Below are 15,971 nucleotides of genomic sequence, written 5' to 3'. Positions count from 1 at the left end.
TTGAGGAAGCCCAACAAGACTAAGTGGGGGATAAACGGCCAGTAAATTCCTGATAAGTTCAACTAACCATCAGTGGGGGATGGAGAAACCCCCACTGATGGAAGTTTCATTTTATTTAAAAAATCAATTCTATTACGATATTCTGTTTCATAGGTTTACTACTAGAGGTGGTAAAGCTATGAAATGGAAAAAGAAAAATCGCCCCATAAAAAATCCAAATAACGGTCAAACAAAAGTCGTTATTAGCAGGTTTTATTTCATCCTGATTATATTTTTATTTACGATTAGTATTTTTTCGTTACCTTTTTTTCAAAATAAAGTTTTTCATCTGGATTCGATTGAACAAATAACAAATTCTGAAGAGATAACGAATATTTTACTTACAGGGATGAGTACAGAAATTCCGGAACTGGAAGTGTCTGCGGAAACCAGTGTTGAAGTACCATCCTTTTCTACATTAGCGTTCCAAATCACAACAGGAGTTAAGCCTAATCAACTATCTTCCATTCTTGAGAAAAGTCTTCCTGGATTTGAAACCTATACATCTGAAGTTTATGTAGATGGAGAAGGTACAGATGAATCTACATTACCAGTTGAATCACCACCACCAGATTTTGATGAGTTATTAAAGGATGATGATTCAGTAGATGAAGAACCTGAAGAGGAACAAAAGGACCAGCCTGAAAATGCATCGGTATTTGTTTATCATAGTCACAGTTGGGAAGCTTTCCGTCCACTAATGGATGAAGAAAATATAAAGCCGAGTGATTCTTCCAGTGTTGATTCTAAGGAAAATATATTACTTGTAGGTTCCATGTTAACCAGGGAATTTGAAAAGCAGGGGATTCCGACTTTGCATGATAAAACCAATATTCCTAAAGCATTAAATAATAAAGGGTGGCAATGGAATGACTCCTATAAATTAAGTCGGGAAATTATTGAGACAGCCTCTTCTACACAGGATCAACTTCAATTTTATATCGATGTTCATCGTGATGCCGCAGGAAAAGATGTAACTACGGAAACGATAAATGGAAAAGATTATGCCAAATTATACTTCGTTGTTGGAAAAGAACATGCACAATATAAACAAAATCTAAAGTTTGCAAGACAATTAAATTCAAGTTTAAAAAAGAAATATCCTGGTATAAGCAGAGGGATTTTCCTTAAGGACAAATACGATGGTAATGGTGTATATAACCAGGATGTCTCAGAAAAGGCCATTTTAATTGAAGTAGGCGGCATTGATAATAACAAAGAAGAATTACAAAACACCGTTGAAGCTTTCGCAAATGTATTTAAGGAATTCTATAACGGATCTATGGAAGTGAATGCGGAAGAAAACGAGTGAGGCTATCCTCGCTCGTTTTTAAGTTCTAAGGCTTACAGCAAGCATGATGTTATAAGGAACGACTCAAAAAAATCAGCATTTTTGATCGAAATAGCGGCGCATCTTTCCTAAAAGGATTATAATGGAACTATATCATTATTTTTACATAAGGAGCTGAATGAATTGTCAACCAATTATACGGAAACTGAACAGCAATTTTTAGATTATTTAAAGCAAATTCAGGCTTATAATGAAGCCATTGATGTCATGTATTGGGATTTACGGACGAAAGCACCCAAAAAAGGAGTGAAGCAGCGTTCCGAAACCATAGGGCTGCTTTCACATAAAGTTCATCAAATGTCTACTTCGGATACCATGAAGCATTTTATTGACGAACTCAAAGGAAATACACAAAATGAGATAGTACATAAGTCTGTTCTTGAGTGTGAAAAGGAATATGAACGAAATGCCAAAATCCCGGATGAGGAATTTAAAAAATATGTCATTCTTCAATCAGAAGCAGAATCTGTATGGGAAGAGGCCAGAGAGAAGGATGACTTTGAAATGTTTCGCCCATACCTGGAACAGCTGGTGGAGTATAATATAAAGTTTGCTGAATACTGGGGTTACGAAGACAACAGGTATGACGCATTACTGGACCTGTTTGAACCGGGCATGACTGTGAACGTACTTGATGAGGTATTCCCGGCATTACGGGATTCCTTAACGCCTTTAATTGAGAAGGTGCAGCAATCTGGTCATAAACCGGACACATCAAAAATATTAGTTCCATTTACTAAGGAAAAACAGGAAGCTTTTAGTTTGGAAATTTTAAAAGAAATGGGCTATGACTTTGATGCAGGTCGTCTGGATGAAACCGTACATCCTTTCATGATTCCATTAAACCGCAATGATACCCGTGTCACGACTCGTTATGATGAAAAAGATTTCCGAATGGCTGTATTTGGAACGATTCATGAAGGGGGACATGCTCTTTATGAACAAAACCTGGATGAGAGTCTGACAGGAACTCCGCTGGCTACAGGTACATCTAATGGTATCCATGAGTCCCAATCCCTGTTCTGGGAAACCTATGTCGCCAGAAGTAAGGCATTTTGGGATCGATATTTTGATACACTGAAAGATTATGCTCCTGAATCGATTGCAAAATTACCAGCTGAAGAGTTTTACCGTGCTGTTAATGAGGTGAAACCATCCTTCATTCGTATTGAAGCAGATGAAATGACGTATCCACTTCACATTATGGTACGCTATGAGCTGGAAAAAGGCTTAATTAATCAGGAGATAGAAGTGAAGGACCTGCCGAGATTATGGAATGATAAAATGGAAGAATATTTAGGAATCCGGCCGGAAAATGATCGTGAAGGCGTCCTTCAGGATGTTCATTGGGCAGGAGGATCATTTGGATACTTCCCATCATATGCATTAGGCTATATGTATGGCGCTCAATTCTATCACGCCATGAATAAAGACTTTAATGTACAGGAAGCCCTTCAAAATGGTGAATTAAATAAAGTGAAGTCCTGGTTAACCGAAAAGATTCACCAATACGGCAAGCTTAAAGAACCTCTGGAAATTCTTCAGGATGTCACTGGAGAAGGTCTGAACGCAGATTATCTTGTTGAATATTTAGAGGACAAATATAAAGAGATTTATAAGTGGTAAACAAAGGCGCTGTCTAAATGGACAGCGCCTGAATTATTGTTTACGTATTTCCAATCGGCCACTTAAAGCCTGGTGATCCTGGAGGTGCATTTTGAATAATGTCGATAAATGGTATGGTGTAGGCGATTAAAATAAGTGCCGCAGCAATACCAATCCAGAGTCTCCAGTTTTCCAATACCATTGGCGTACGTTCAGTTGGGTCTGCATATTCTGCAGTGGAGAAAACCCTTTGTTTTAAAATGATATAATAGAAGAATAGTACGAAGAGGAGGTCAGATTATGGAAAGGTATTTACCGTCATTTGATCTAAATGGAAAGACGGCGGTTGTTACAGGGGCAACAAAAGGGATTGGTAAAGCAATATCAACGGCCTATGCGGAAGCAGGAGCTCAAGTGATTCTGGTTTCCCGCACACAGGAGGATTTAGACCGCTTGGATAACGAGTTAAAAGCGCAAAACCTTAAAGTACATACTATCGCAGGTGATGTTCAAGACTACAAGCAAATCATAGACAAGGTTGAAACCATAATGAAGGATCAGCCGATTGATATCTGGGTGAACAATGCGGGAATGAATATTCGGTCAGAAGCAGAGGAGGTGTCAGAAGAGGAATGGGAGCAGATTGTCCAGACAAACATGAAGAGTGCATTCTTCTTATCCCAATATGCTGCTAAAAAAATGAAGGGACAAGGATATGGAAAGATTATAAACATGTCATCGGTTGGGGGGCATGTAGCGCTTAGAACCGGGGTTGTCTATGCTATGACGAAAGCGGCATTAATTCAAATGAGCAAAACTTTAGCGATTGAATGGGGGAAATATGGCATCCGTGTCAATGCCATCGGCCCATGGTATTTTCCAACCGCATTGACAGAAAAACTATTGGAAGATGAAGAGTATGTCCAGGATATACTGGACCGTACACCATTAAAACGAATCGGGAAGCTAAAGGAAATTGCAGGTACAGCTGTCTTTTTAGCCTCCGAAGCGAGTGACTACATGACCGGACAGACCTTGTTTGTCGATGGAGGGATGACTATTTACGGATTCTAGGGACTGTCCCCACGTGCTTTAAAGCGCTAAAGTGCATAATTCACATGAAGGCAGGGGATGGCTAAGAAAAAAAGGGATGGTACCCGTGCCAACAATAGCCTCTATTGGAGTTGGGATTCCAAAATATCAAATTAAACAATCAGATGCCCGGGAATTTATTCGAACGATTTTTCCCCGTTCCTCCCATCAGATTGAACGATTGCTTCCCGTATTTGAACATGCATTGATTGAAGAAAGACAGCTTGCTGTACCTGTAGAATGGCTTAAGGAAGAACACTCATTTGAGGATCGTAATCGTTGCTATATCCAGGCAGCCATTGATTATGCAAAGCTGGCAATAGAGGATTGTCTTCATCATCGTCATTTTTTGAAACAGCCTGTCCATGAAAGTGATATTGATTGTATGATTTTTGTTTCAAGCACAGGGATTGCCACACCATCCATTGATGCAGAGCTGATTAATGATATGCCTTTCTCCCGGAATATAACAAGGATTCCTATATGGGGATTAGGCTGCGCGGGTGGTGCTTCTGGATTGGCAAGAGCAGCGGATTATCTCCGGGCTCATCCCGATGCTAATGTTCTTCTTATTAATGCTGAATTTTGCAGCCTGTCTTTCCAGAAGGATGACCATCGGAAGAGTAATTTTGTAGGATCTGCGCTTTTTGGGGATGGGGTCTCCTGTGTGCTGATGACGGGAGACGAAAGCAAGTTAAGGGAAAATATAAAACATGTTGCTCCAAGAATCATGCATTCCAGTTCTAAATTTAAAAGAGATGGTCTAACTATAATGGGTTGGAATATTCAAAATAGCGGTTTCCATGTTATTTTTTCAAAAAGCATCCCAAAACTGGTCGAATCCTTCTGGTCTGAACATATAAATGAATTCTTACATAAATACAATCTGGAAAAAGATGAATTTCCATTCTTTGTTGCCCATCCAGGCGGTCAACGAGTGTTAGAAGCCATGGAACATGTGCTGAATGTTTCCTGGGATTTCTTTAAATTCTCTTATCAAGTCCTAAAATCTCACGGAAATATGAGTTCACCAACCGTCATTTTTGTCCTGAAAAAAGCCATGGAGTCTTTCCCTGATGCAGGAACAAAAAGCCTGTTGTCAGCTTTAGGCCCGGGATTCAGCTCGGAGCTTACATTATTGGAGTGGAAGGACCTATGATGTATGTACTGTTATGGTTAGTCATTGTTTTGCAGAGAGTAATTGAGCTAATCTACGCAAAGAGAAATGAGAGCCGGATGAAGGAACAAGGAGCCAAAGTCATTCAGGAGGACTTGTATGTGTGGATTGTCAGAACACACATCGCTTTTTTACTGGCTATTCTCCTGGAAGCTTATATAAGCCATCATTTTTCAGCCACCATTCAGCAGGTGTGGCTGGTTTTATTTATTTTCCTGCAGGCCATACGGATGTGGTGCATACGATCCCTGGGGCAATACTGGAATACGAAAATCATTGTACTACCTGGAATTCAATTAGTAAAAAGGGGACCTTATAAATGGGTTCGTCATCCCAACTATCTTGTGGTAGGTCTAGAATTTATGATCATCCCGCTGCTTTTCAAAGCCTACATTAGTGCATGTATATTTCCTGTTTTGCATCTCGCATTAATGTCGATCCGTATCCCCATGGAAGAGCGGACATTACAGGCTTTAACGAAAGAGAACGATTAAGACGGAAGATATAATTCCCAAAAAACAAACAAAGAGGGACTCGTTCCATATAGGAAAGGAGCCCCTCTTTGTTGTTTTACTGTGGTTTGATTTTTTTAGCTATATAAAAGAACGGAGTGTCCAGGAAGGATACAATGAATTTAATAAAGTACGTGGAAATAAAGATTTCAGCCCAGACTCCCCATGGCATTCCGAAAAATGCAATAGAACAGAAAACAAGACTGTCCAGAAGCTGACTAATCATCGTACTGCCATTATTTCTTAGCCATAAAAATTTATCATCAGGGAATTTATTCTTAAGCCTTGAAAAAATCCATACATCGAAATACTGACTGATAATGTACGCGGCTAAACTGCCCAGCGCTACTTGTGGAACTAAGTCAAATAATGTTTTCAGTGCCCCGTGAACAGTGTCACTTTCAGCCGGTTGAAACTGCAGGGCAACTTGCATCATAATCGTCATGGCAATTAAGGTAAAAAACCCAAGCCATACTGCTTTTTTTGCATCCTTTTTGCCATATTTCTCATTTAAAATATCTGTGGCTAGAAACGCTGTACCGTAAATGATGTTTCCTAAAGTGGCTGTGATTCCAAACATCTCAATCGTTTTCAGTACTTGAATATTTGCCACAACCGTGGACATTCCAATCCACACAAACAGGCCGGCCTTGCCAAAAATTTTGTAAATTAGCAGGATCATCGTGAAATTAACAATAGCAAATCCCAGCCAAAGCCATTCATTAAACATAATAAAGTCCTCCTTAGTTTTGATAACGCAGGATTTTTCGAACTGCGAATACTTTATTATATATGATTTTTCATTTTTGGACAACACTTGAAATGTGAAATAGATAAGGAGATACAAGAGACATAAAAAAACGCTCAGAACTTTTTCTTTCTGAACGTCTGAAAAACACATATAATCTTTAAAAAGGCTTTTAAGCCATATACTTTCCCATCACTTTTTGCACATAATTTTGAGTTTCTTTAAAAGGTGGAATTCCATTATATTTATCCACGTTCCCCGGGCCGGCATTGTAGGCCGCTAAAGCTAACGAAGTATCCCCATTATACCTGTCCAGCATTTGTTTCAGGTATTTTGTCCCGCCTAATACATTTTGTTCAGGATCGAAGGCATTACGTACACCAAGACCACGGGCAGTCTCCGGCATAAGCTGCATTAGCCCTTCAGCACCTGCGTGACTGACAGCATTCATATTAAAGTTTGATTCCGTGTCAATAACTGAACGGATTAAGTCCGGGTCTATACCAAATATCTCTGAGGCCTTTTGGATATAAGGTTCAACTTCGCCAGGAGACTCGGTACTGGATTGGTATTGAATGGTTGGGGTATAACTATTCTTAATGGAGAACAACTGATTGGAACTAATCGTTGATGTCTGAGGCTGGGGAGAATTAGATACTGTCGATATCTGCTGATTTAATATCGACTGAAAAGCCTGATTTAATAAGTTCATTTGTTGATTAGATGAACCATATGGTGAAAATGAAGATATACTTTGTAGTTGAATGAGACTTTGTAATAATTTTCCTTCCATGTTCGCTACCCCTTTATGTAAACACGCTTATAAGATTACTATATCGGAACATCGTGGATTCGACAAGTATTTTTGTGTATCTGGAACAAATAGGAAGAATTGAAAAGCGGTAACCGCATTAAGCGATTACCGCATCTATGAATGGCGTTTTATTTTTTAACAACATTAGCTGCTTGAGGTCCACGATCGCCTTCAACAACATCAAATTCAACAGATTGACCTTCGTCTAATGTTTTGAAGCCTTCTTCCTGGATTGCAGAGTAATGTACGAATACGTCGTCTGCTCCCTCAACTTGAATAAAACCATAACCTTTTTCTGCGTTGAACCATTTTACTGTACCGTTTTGCATAAATAAAATCCTCCTAAAATCTTTCACAAAAAATGTGCTTATTTCACAAATAAGAAGCGAAGGCAATTAAAAAAGGGCAACCCAGCAGAAGTGAAGGACACAAAATCCATCGACTTCTCATCTGAAGTTACCCGTCTTTCATGAACCTCACATCTTATCTGTTATTAAGTATTATATCCTCTTTTAAATTTAGAGTCAAACATAAAGAAGCAAATTTTTTCAGATAAATTGTCGATAAAGAAAATGTTCTGGTCGGTAAATGATGATCATTTTTGTTAAAATGCTGATAGGGAATTCTTAGCTTGGAGGAAGAAGATTTGGCTATACATATAGGTTTGACAGGATGGGGAGATCATCCCTCACTTTATGAAAATCAAAGCATTTCTTCAGGAAAATTATTTGCCTATGCCTCACATTTTCCAGTAGTTGAAGTAGATACAGCTTTTTATGCGATACAGCCTCAAAAAAACTTTAAGAAATGGGTGGAGGAAACACCGGATGATTTTTCGTTTGTCATTAAAGCCTTTCACACGTTAACTCGCCATGACAGGGCTCAGCTGACTTTAAAAGATTTAAAGGATTTAATGGATGCTTACATAGATTCGATCGAACCTGTATTGAAAGCAAACAAATTGAACGCGATTTTATTCCAATTTCCGCCCTGGTTTGATTTGCGGAAAGAAAATATCCGGTATTTACGAGTGATCCGGGAATATTTACGGGATTACCCGTTAGCCATCGAGTTTCGGAACCGTTCATGGTTTAAACCACAATTTAAGCAACAGACGATTGATTTTATGAAGAAGGAAAATTGGATTCATACGATATGTGATGAGCCACAGGCTGGGGAGGGCTCTGTACCAGCCATATTAGAATCAACGAACGAAACAACCTTAATTCGCTTCCACGGGCGAAATGTTCATGGCTGGAATAAAAATGGAAGGGAAAACTGGCGAGCGGTCCGGTTTTTGTATCGTTACAGTGAACCAGAATTGAAGGAATGGGCTGCACGGATTAAAGAACTCGAAAAGCAATCAAAGAACATCACGATTCTGTTTAACAATAATTCAGGTGGGGATGCAGCAGACAATGCTAAGCAATTCATAGAATTACTGGATATCCATTACGAGGGTTTAAATCCCCGGCAAATGGATTTGTTCGATGGAGGACTATAATGGATAAGCAAAAGATTTTTGAGCATACAGAAAGATGGATAACCGATAAATTTGCCGGGGATACCACAGGACATGATCAATGGCATATGAAGCGGGTGGTAAAGTTAGCGAAACAATTGGCCGAAAAGGAAAAAGCTGACTCTTTCATTTGTCAACTGGCAGCCTACGTACATGATATTCCTGATGAAAAGCTTGTCAATGATATTGAAGCAGCAGTCAAGGAAATCTTTACATTTTTAAAGGACGAGGGTGTACCGGAACAAGTGAGACATCAAATTTGGCTGGCCTTTAAAGATGTATCCTTTAAAGGCAATCATATGGTTCCGGAAACGCTGGAAGGGAAGATTGTACAGGATGCCGATCGTCTGGATGCTTTGGGGGCGATAGGTATTGCACGTACCTTTGCCTACGGAGGTGCTACTGGAGCAAAAATGTTCAACCCTAAATCAGTCGATACTGTCCAGAAGCAGGATTATCGAAGTCATGACAAAACAACGATTAATCACTTTTATGAAAAATTGTTAAAATTAAAGGATTTGATGAATACCGAAAGCGCCAAAAAGATGGCTGCGGACCGTCATCAATATATGGAACAATTTTTAAACAGGTTTTATGCAGAATGGAATGGGGACGACTAACATCATCCCCATTTCAATGCTTATTGCGAAACTCTTTTTGCCCCAAGATAACGCTGCTGCCAGTAGGAGCCGCTCATATTACTGATTTCCACTCCATTATTCCCCGCATGAATAAATGATCCATTACCTAAATAGATACCTGCGTGGGAGGGTCCTGGTTTATAGGTTTCATAAAAGACCAGGTCTCCTACACTTGGCTTTTGAACAGGTGTTGTTGCATTCCATATGTCAGATACGGTTCTTGGTAATTGAACACCAACCTGGGAAAAAACAAATTGTAAGTATCCGCTGCAGTCAAATCCACTTGGAGATTCGCCGCCCCATCGATAAGGTGCGCCCAGATAGGACTTAGCAATCTGAATGACATCACCAGAAACACTTACTTTAACCGTTTTCGTATCCGGTGTTTTCTGAACGGTGTGTACGATGGCATCCTGATCAGGAGTTTTCGTTTGCTCAAGCTGTTGAACAAATTGTTTATCAAGCTTGGTTTTTACAGGGATTTTGTGATCCTCCTGAAAGGCCTTTGCCGCTTCTTTTGTTAATGGACCGTAAATGCCATCTATTTTTCCTTGATAATAGCCGAAATAATGCAGTGCTGACTGGATCTTTTTTACATCCTCACTATACATTCCCACATCAATCGTTTCTTCTTCTAAGTTTTTGAGCGGCTCCAAATAATGCTCTCTCTCTTTCTGAATCAGTTTATATATGGTTTCTTTATTTGCACGGCCATTAACATTTAATTGGTACTTTGCCTGGAACTTTTTCACATAATGTTCTGTCATCACTCCAAACTTTCCATCTTCTTCTCCTTTAAACATATTGATATTTTTGAGCTTCTTTTGTAATACACTTACAGCTTCATTGTGAGTTCCATATGTCAGCGTTTTACTCTCAGAAAGTACTTTGTTTTGTTCCTGAATATTGACATCCAGAACAAATGACAGGGGTTGTGAAATGGCAAAACTGGTTGCCAGTGTTCCAAACAGAACAGGATGTTGACTCATCCCTGGCATTGCTGTCACCACCTTTTCCGTTTAGCTAGAACCAATATATGATGGCGGAAAAGTGGTTATGTACACACATAAAACATGTTACAATAATGTAATGAAAATAGGGAAAGTGGTGACGACTCTTGCAACAGTATCTTCAATTAACCAGAAACATCTTAGAAAATGGGACAACCCGGAGCGACCGAACCGGAACAGGCACGATCAGCATCTTCGGGACACAGATGCGTTTTAATTTAGCGGAAGGATTTCCATTATTAACAACCAAAAAAGTGCCTTTCAGACTAATAGTCAGTGAACTGCTATGGTTTCTTAAAGGTGATACAAATATTAAATTTTTGTTACAGCATAATAACAATATTTGGAATGAATGGGCGTTTAAAAACTGGGTGGAAAGCACAGAATATGATGGACCTGATATGACGGATTTTGGACGCCGTGCGCTGACGGATGAAGCCTTTAATGAACAATACAAAGAACAAATGAGAAGGTTTAAAGAAAATATTTTAAATAGCGACGAATTTGCACGCAAATATGGTGATTTAGGCAATGTTTACGGCAAACAGTGGAGAGAGTGGAAAACCTCTCAGGGTGATACGATTGATCAGATCAAAAATGTGATTGATCAGATCAAAACAAATCCGGCTTCCAGAAGACTTATTGTTTCAGCCTGGAATCCTGAAGATATCCCAACAATGGCCTTGCCGCCATGTCATACGATGTTTCAATTTTATGTAGCAGATGGCAAGCTGTCCTGTCAGCTTTATCAGCGCAGCGGGGATATGTTCTTAGGTATACCTTTTAATATCGCCAGCTATGCTCTGCTTACACATTTAATTGCTAATGAGTGTAATCTTGAAGTAGGGGAGTTTATCCATACCATTGGGGATGCTCATATTTATCAAAATCATCTGGATCAGGTAAAGACCCAGCTTAGTCGTGAGCCTCGTTCCTTGCCATCAATCAAAATAAACGAGGAGATAACGTCCATTTTTAATCTTAGTGTAGAAGATATTGAATTACATGATTATAACCCTCATCCGGCGATTAAAGCACCAGTTGCTGTTTAATTGCTTCAGCCTGATGAACGCTGCCAGATCACAAAAGCTGACGTGATGATTAAAGGAAGTGAACGGAATGATATCTTTATTAGTAGCTATGGATCAGAAACAGGTCATTGGCAAAGATGGGGATTTGCCATGGCGGTTGCCCAATGATCTCAAATTCTTTAAAGAAACAACCCTGGATCATACCATTATTATGGGGAGGAAGACCTATCAATCGATTGGAAGACCCTTGCCACGCCGTGAAAACGTGATCCTGACAAGAGATCGTACGTTTAAGGCTGATGGGTGTAAAATCATTCACTCATGGGATGCCGTCATGGAACGGAATGAGCGTTTCCCTGAAGAAGAGATTTTCGTTATTGGCGGGAATGAGCTGTTTAACGTTGCTCTTTCTTTTGCTGATAAAATGTATATTACGGAAATTGAGGAATCCTTTGATGGAGATACCTTTTTTCCTGCTTTTGGCCGCTCTGAATGGGAGCTCGTACATAAAGAAAAAGGGATAAGAGATGATAAGAATCCTTATGATTATTATTTCTGTACATATGTCCGGAAAAAATCATGAATTTTTTGTCACAAAATCCAATAAGTATTTGCAAATTCGGATGGTTTGAGAGAAAATGAGAACTAGAGTTGCAGATATCTTTGTTTAATGGATGTTCTGCTGGAGAGAATAGTAAAGAATTGTACATATATTACCCACAAATTAAACAGGCAGGTGATTGTTATGATGCAAATTGGAATTCCCGGATTAATTTTAATTTTAATCATCGCACTTGTGATTTTCGGACCGAAAAAGCTTCCGGAGCTTGGCAAGGCAACAGGGCAGACGTTAAAGGAATTTAAGAAGTCGACCCGTGAGCTGACTGAAGATGTAACAGATGAAGTGAAGGAAGTACAGGACATAACATCAAATGACTCAAAAAAATCATGAATCACTTTGAGGTGAATGTGAATGGGACAAATTGGAATTCCTGGTTTAATCTTAATTCTCGTTGTTGCGCTCGTGATTTTTGGACCATCTAAGCTCCCTGAAATCGGAAAAGCAGTTGGCTCATCTTTAAAGGAATTTAAACGTGCAGCAAGTGGCGTGATGTCGGATGATACGGATCAGCAGAAGAAAAACATTGAAACGAAAGATAAAAACTAATAGGTTCGGCTGAAGGTGTAAGGATCTTCCTTACACTTTTTGCTTGTTAATATAGGAATGGCTTTGTCACGTATACGTGAGAGGCAGGAGGTGTGTCCAATGTCAGAAAACGAAAAGGAACAAACAGAAGATACCTATACCAGTGAGGAAATGGAAGTCACTGAACATATACAGGAATTGCGAAAGCGAATCATATGGACGATTGTCTTTTTCATTCTGTTCTTTGTTGCAGGACTTGTTTTTGTCCAGGATATTTATGATTTTTTCACCCGTAATCTTAAATATGAATTAGTGGTCCTTAGTCCGTGGGAAATTATGTGGATCCATATTATGATTGCCAGTGTTATTGCCATTGGTGCTGCACTTCCTTTCTTTTGTTTCCAGGCCTGGTTATTTGTCCGGCCGGGTTTAATGCCTAGGGAAAGAAAGGTCACGTTAATTTATGTACCAGCGGTCTTTCTCCTGTTTATCGCCGGTTTGCTATTTGGGTATTTTGTTGTGCAGGAGCTGATCTTTAACTTTTTAATGGGCTTGGGAGAAGGTATGTTTGACAATATGTTTACCGCTGAGAAATATTTCCGGTTCATTCTCACAACAACGTTACCTTTTGCTTTCTTTTTTGAAGTTCCGTTAATAGCTATGTTTTTAACCAGTCTTGGCATTATTGATCCCGCTAAGCTGAAAAAGGTAAGGAAATATGCCTATTTAGTTCTGGTGATTCTGGGTACGATGCTCTCTCCGCCTGATTTTATTCTGCAGCTATTCGTTGCAGCACCGTTAATTATTCTGTATGAAATTGCGATTGTGATGTCAGGTGTTGTGTATCGAAGGAAAATTGCAAAAGAACAGGAACATGCTGTAGAATAATTTCATAAACATTTACGTAATTAAGGGAGAGAATGGTGTGCGTTCTTTTTATCATTTTATGATGAAATTCAGAGGCATGGACAAACATGCAGAAGAAAGACAGCTGGCTGATTGGATGTTTCGTGACCATGATTTTCCGAAACAATCGAAATCCTATGATGAAATCAGCCGCTATTTAGAATGGAATATGCCTTTTACAGGAGCCCTTCAGGTGTTCGACCAAATGTGGGAGGCTTATATAGTGGAGGAAATGGAATAGGAAGTTTCAGGGAATGGTATTGGGTGACCAATACCATTTTTGTTTGGGAGGGTTTACGGATGATCATCAGCAGGTTCAATGTGTAACAGCGTTTGAACGGCTAGCTTTTCTGTCCCCTGTACCGTCTCAAATTGAATAGTCTGGTGCTGTTCATTTAGTTTTGTGATTCTTCCTTCCCTGGTTTTCCTGTTTCCATCCTGATAAACGGTCACTTGTACCTTTTGTTTCTGCTTACAGGCTGTTACGCATATCTGATTCATTTCTTCTAATTCCTGTTCATCCAGGACAGGCATAGGCTCCTTCTCATAATCCTCCCATAGCTTCTTTAATTCCTCCACATGCTCCGGCAGCATTAAAGAAGTCCATTTCTTATTACCCCGATCCTTTAACAATCTCATCACCTCATGTTTTTTCTTTCGATACTAAAAGTAATCTATCTTTATTAGCAGTTGAGATACACGTAGACTCCTGCGGGAAAACCGGACAATGCAAGACCCCACAGCGAGGTACGAGCGAGGAGGCTTGCGGATCGCCCGCGGAAAGCGAAGTGTATCTCAACTGCGGTAACAATAACCAATGTGAAATGATCATTTTTATTATACACGAACAAATATTCGATTAAAAGTGGATAAAGAACAAATGTTCGTGTATAATAAGAACAGGAGGTGAACAGCATGCTTGCCAATCAGAAGGTAAAAGCAGATCAATGGGTGGAGATCATTTATCAAAGTCAATCAGGAGAAATAACGAAACGTACAATTAAAATTTATGGTTCCAACAAAGAAAAAATATTCGGCTATTGCTTCATGCGAAAAGACTATCGCAGCTTTTACAAAGAACAAATTTTAGCCATGATTCCCAAAAAACGCCTTTAATACCTCATAGAAAACCTTCAAGTAACCACATTTTTTCAAATTACCACAGGAATCAATTCGTGATAAAATAAATGAAGAGACAAGAAAAACGCGATGGAGTGTATGTAAAAATGAGAATTGTACACACAGCTGACTGGCACTTAGGCAAAATTGTGCATAACACATATATGACAGAAGATCAGGAACATGTATTACAGCAATTTTTAGAGGAGCTAAAAGAAATAAAACCGGATGTGATGATTCTTGCCGGCGATTTATACGATCGGGCAATTCCTCCGAAAGAAGCGGTGGAATTGCTCAGTCGTATGCTGACAACCATTGTTTATGATATGAACATCCCGATTTTAGCGATTACCGGAAATCATGATAGTGCAGAGCGTATGGACTTCGGAACTCAGCTGCTCAGAAGAAACAGGCTATTTATTCAGACAAAACTTAATCCGGATCTGGAGCCCGTAATCGTCGAGGATGAACATGGACCGGTATATTTTCATTTAGTCCCTTATATGGAGCCTGCGGAAGTAAGAAAAATTCTTCAAAAAGATGATATTACTTCCCATCAGGAAGCGATGGCGGAAATTGTCGGACAGATTCAATCCAAATACGATTTGGAAAATGAAAGACATATTTTCGTCGGACATGCTTTCCTGGCTGGAGGAATGGATTCAGAATCGGAAGAACGGTTAACTATGATTGGGGGTACACCGTATGTGGAAGCTGAATTGTTTAAGCCGTTTACTTATACAGCACTGGGACACCTTCATCAGCCCCAAAAGGTAAAGTATGATCATATTCGTTATTCCGGCTCTATTTTTAAGTATTCCTTTTCGGAGGTGAATCATAAAAAATCCTTTACGGTCCTGGATTTAGACGAAAAGGGAATCGATACACTGGAACAGAAGCCTTACCGGATGCAGCGCGATTTAATTCGAATAGAAGGATATTTAAATGAACTGCTTGATACAGAAGAAGTATGCGAGGATTACTGCCACATAACCTTACTGGATGACGGAGAAATTATGGATCCCATTGGAAAGCTGCGAAAGTGGTACCCTAACATTCTTAAGTTAGAGCGTAAAATGACAGGAACGCAGAATTTACACGAATTGAAACGGGTAAAAGAACGCCAGCAGATGTCCCATATTGAGCTATTTTCCTCCTTCTATGAAAATATGAAAGGGGAGCCTCTGCCTGAAAATCGCAAAAAAATTATGGAAAATATTGTACAAAAAGTTGTAGAAGAAGAAAGGGGACGGTAAT

Annotated in this window: 21 protein-coding genes; 15 read left to right on the top strand and 6 right to left on the bottom strand. The window is 39.4% G+C overall.

What is annotated here, in order from left to right; all coding sequences use genetic code 11:
* Positions 1–178: 178 nt before the first annotated feature.
* Both spoIIP and ACZ5OK_RS10025 read left to right on the top strand, forming a co-directional pair.
* Positions 179–1,351, top strand: coding sequence for a stage II sporulation protein P (gene spoIIP / locus ACZ5OK_RS10030; RefSeq protein ID WP_343836490.1), 1,173 nt, complete (start codon positions 179–181; stop codon positions 1,349–1,351).
* Between the two features lie 162 nt (positions 1,352–1,513).
* On the top strand, positions 1,514–3,016 hold the full coding sequence (locus ACZ5OK_RS10025; protein ID WP_343836488.1) for a carboxypeptidase M32: 1,503 nt from the start codon (positions 1,514–1,516) through the stop codon (positions 3,014–3,016).
* Positions 3,017–3,056: 40 nt separating this feature from the next.
* Here ACZ5OK_RS10025 and ACZ5OK_RS10020 read toward each other — a convergent pair whose 3' ends face one another.
* Positions 3,057–3,191 (bottom strand): hypothetical protein, encoded by a 135-nt coding sequence (locus tag ACZ5OK_RS10020; protein WP_464758077.1) that lies wholly within the window; start codon positions 3,189–3,191, stop codon positions 3,057–3,059.
* Between the two features lie 104 nt (positions 3,192–3,295).
* On the opposite strand from ACZ5OK_RS10020, the gene ACZ5OK_RS10015 reads away from it, so the two are divergent.
* The 3 genes from ACZ5OK_RS10015 (at position 3,296) to ACZ5OK_RS10005 (ending at position 5,758) form a co-directional block, all read left to right on the top strand.
* Positions 3,296–4,069, top strand: a complete 774-nt coding sequence (locus tag ACZ5OK_RS10015; protein WP_343836483.1) for an SDR family NAD(P)-dependent oxidoreductase — start codon at positions 3,296–3,298, stop codon at positions 4,067–4,069.
* Between the two features lie 85 nt (positions 4,070–4,154).
* Positions 4,155–5,246, top strand: a complete 1,092-nt coding sequence (locus ACZ5OK_RS10010) for a type III polyketide synthase (RefSeq protein ID WP_343836480.1) — start codon at positions 4,155–4,157, stop codon at positions 5,244–5,246.
* Positions 5,243–5,758: an isoprenylcysteine carboxyl methyltransferase family protein gene (locus ACZ5OK_RS10005; protein WP_343836478.1), complete on the top strand. Its 516-nt coding sequence runs from the start codon at positions 5,243–5,245 to the stop codon at positions 5,756–5,758. The genes ACZ5OK_RS10010 and ACZ5OK_RS10005 overlap by 4 nt, the downstream gene beginning before the upstream one ends.
* Positions 5,759–5,834: 76 nt before the next feature.
* Here ACZ5OK_RS10005 and ACZ5OK_RS10000 read toward each other — a convergent pair whose 3' ends face one another.
* The 3 genes from ACZ5OK_RS10000 to ACZ5OK_RS09990 all read right to left on the bottom strand — a co-directional run bounded on the left by ACZ5OK_RS10000 (position 5,835) and on the right by ACZ5OK_RS09990 (position 7,667).
* The gene (locus tag ACZ5OK_RS10000; protein ID WP_343836476.1) at positions 5,835–6,506 is read right to left on the bottom strand and encodes a queuosine precursor transporter; all 672 of its coding nucleotides are present in this window, start codon (positions 6,504–6,506) and stop codon (positions 5,835–5,837) included.
* A gap of 190 nt (positions 6,507–6,696) precedes the next feature.
* Positions 6,697–7,317 (bottom strand): lytic transglycosylase domain-containing protein, encoded by a 621-nt coding sequence (locus tag ACZ5OK_RS09995; protein ID WP_343836474.1) that lies wholly within the window; start codon positions 7,315–7,317, stop codon positions 6,697–6,699.
* Between the two features lie 149 nt (positions 7,318–7,466).
* A complete protein-coding gene (locus tag ACZ5OK_RS09990; protein WP_044157752.1) occupies positions 7,467–7,667 on the bottom strand; it encodes a cold-shock protein in 201 nt (66 codons plus the stop codon).
* Between the two features lie 317 nt (positions 7,668–7,984).
* On the opposite strand from ACZ5OK_RS09990, the gene ACZ5OK_RS09985 reads away from it, so the two are divergent.
* Both ACZ5OK_RS09985 and ACZ5OK_RS09980 read left to right on the top strand, forming a co-directional pair.
* Positions 7,985–8,842, top strand: coding sequence for a DUF72 domain-containing protein (locus ACZ5OK_RS09985; RefSeq protein ID WP_343836470.1), 858 nt, complete (start codon positions 7,985–7,987; stop codon positions 8,840–8,842).
* Positions 8,842–9,480 (top strand): HD domain-containing protein, encoded by a 639-nt coding sequence (locus tag ACZ5OK_RS09980; RefSeq protein ID WP_343836468.1) that lies wholly within the window; start codon positions 8,842–8,844, stop codon positions 9,478–9,480. Before ACZ5OK_RS09985 ends, ACZ5OK_RS09980 begins: the two co-directional genes overlap by 1 nt.
* A gap of 20 nt (positions 9,481–9,500) precedes the next feature.
* Here the strand turns inward: ACZ5OK_RS09980 and ACZ5OK_RS09975 are convergent, their stop codons facing one another.
* Complete coding sequence (locus tag ACZ5OK_RS09975; protein ID WP_464758076.1) at positions 9,501–10,499, bottom strand: C40 family peptidase; 999 nt, start codon at positions 10,497–10,499, stop codon at positions 9,501–9,503.
* A 119-nt stretch (positions 10,500–10,618) separates the two neighbouring features.
* On the opposite strand from ACZ5OK_RS09975, the gene ACZ5OK_RS09970 reads away from it, so the two are divergent.
* The 6 genes from ACZ5OK_RS09970 (at position 10,619) to ACZ5OK_RS09945 (ending at position 13,836) form a co-directional block, all read left to right on the top strand.
* Complete coding sequence (locus tag ACZ5OK_RS09970) at positions 10,619–11,563, top strand: thymidylate synthase (protein ID WP_343836463.1); 945 nt, start codon at positions 10,619–10,621, stop codon at positions 11,561–11,563.
* Positions 11,564–11,630: 67 nt separating this feature from the next.
* A complete protein-coding gene (locus ACZ5OK_RS09965; protein WP_343836460.1) occupies positions 11,631–12,125 on the top strand; it encodes a dihydrofolate reductase in 495 nt (164 codons plus the stop codon).
* Positions 12,126–12,287: 162 nt separating this feature from the next.
* A complete protein-coding gene (gene tatA / locus ACZ5OK_RS09960; RefSeq protein WP_044157745.1) occupies positions 12,288–12,494 on the top strand; it encodes a twin-arginine translocase TatA/TatE family subunit in 207 nt (68 codons plus the stop codon).
* Between the two features lie 21 nt (positions 12,495–12,515).
* The gene (locus tag ACZ5OK_RS09955) at positions 12,516–12,710 is read left to right on the top strand and encodes a twin-arginine translocase TatA/TatE family subunit (RefSeq protein ID WP_343836458.1); all 195 of its coding nucleotides are present in this window, start codon (positions 12,516–12,518) and stop codon (positions 12,708–12,710) included.
* Positions 12,711–12,809: 99 nt separating this feature from the next.
* Positions 12,810–13,577 (top strand): twin-arginine translocase subunit TatC, encoded by a 768-nt coding sequence (gene tatC, locus ACZ5OK_RS09950; RefSeq protein WP_343836454.1) that lies wholly within the window; start codon positions 12,810–12,812, stop codon positions 13,575–13,577.
* A gap of 37 nt (positions 13,578–13,614) precedes the next feature.
* Positions 13,615–13,836 (top strand): YozE family protein, encoded by a 222-nt coding sequence (locus ACZ5OK_RS09945; protein WP_343836452.1) that lies wholly within the window; start codon positions 13,615–13,617, stop codon positions 13,834–13,836.
* A 53-nt stretch (positions 13,837–13,889) separates the two neighbouring features.
* Here ACZ5OK_RS09945 and ACZ5OK_RS09940 read toward each other — a convergent pair whose 3' ends face one another.
* Positions 13,890–14,228 (bottom strand): YolD-like family protein, encoded by a 339-nt coding sequence (locus ACZ5OK_RS09940; protein ID WP_343836450.1) that lies wholly within the window; start codon positions 14,226–14,228, stop codon positions 13,890–13,892.
* Between the two features lie 282 nt (positions 14,229–14,510).
* Between ACZ5OK_RS09940 and ACZ5OK_RS09935 the strand changes: the two genes are divergently transcribed.
* A complete protein-coding gene (locus ACZ5OK_RS09935; protein WP_343836448.1) occupies positions 14,511–14,711 on the top strand; it encodes a hypothetical protein in 201 nt (66 codons plus the stop codon).
* Positions 14,712–14,821: 110 nt separating this feature from the next.
* Complete coding sequence (locus tag ACZ5OK_RS09930; RefSeq protein WP_343836445.1) at positions 14,822–15,970, top strand: exonuclease SbcCD subunit D; 1,149 nt, start codon at positions 14,822–14,824, stop codon at positions 15,968–15,970.
* The last annotated feature ends 1 nt before the right edge of the window (position 15,971 follow it).

Source organism: Salinibacillus aidingensis (genome assembly GCF_055393355.1).
Note: the sequence above shows the minus strand (reverse complement) of the source record. Positions and strands in the feature narration are given on the sequence as shown.